Here is a 431-nt window from a genome sequence, read left to right as displayed (position 1 = left end):
AGGTCTGGGGATTCCGTCTAGGCGTAAGAAGCAGGATGGCACCTTTTTCAAGGTGGGTTTGCTGTCTGGATTAGCTAAGCAGATGGATGAACAGTTTAGGCATATCATGTTCATTCCTGCTGTTGCTGTTGCTGAGCGTCGCCAGTTGAGGAATGAGCTGACCTATTGGATTGATAACATTCTCCCGAATAAGGGGAAGTATCTGCGGTACATGGTTATCACCTGCGGTGAGAACGTCCGCATATATGATGACCTCAAGGCGGAGCATAGGAAATGGACACGCAAGCTCTCTGATTGCTTCCGTTGGCTCAATCAAAAATATGGTTCAAATCTGTATTTCAGGGGGACTGAGTTCACTCATAATGAGGATCATGAAACCCTTAACATGCATATGAATATCCTCTTTGATCTGCCGTATTTGAAGGGGAACG

At 45.9% G+C, this 431-nt stretch carries 1 protein-coding gene; it reads left to right on the top strand.

What is annotated here, in order from left to right; translation table 11 throughout:
* Window positions 1–431: hypothetical protein (locus tag KP705_RS17965; protein ID WP_215765276.1), on the top strand; the 431-nt coding region annotated here is incomplete at both ends.

It is taken from the genome of Gluconobacter sp. P1D12_c, from assembly GCF_018812105.1.
Lineage (GTDB): Bacteria > Pseudomonadota > Alphaproteobacteria > Acetobacterales > Acetobacteraceae > Gluconobacter > Gluconobacter oxydans_A.
The sequence above is the reverse complement of the archived record's forward strand: the minus strand, read 5'-3'. Positions and strand labels throughout refer to the sequence as shown.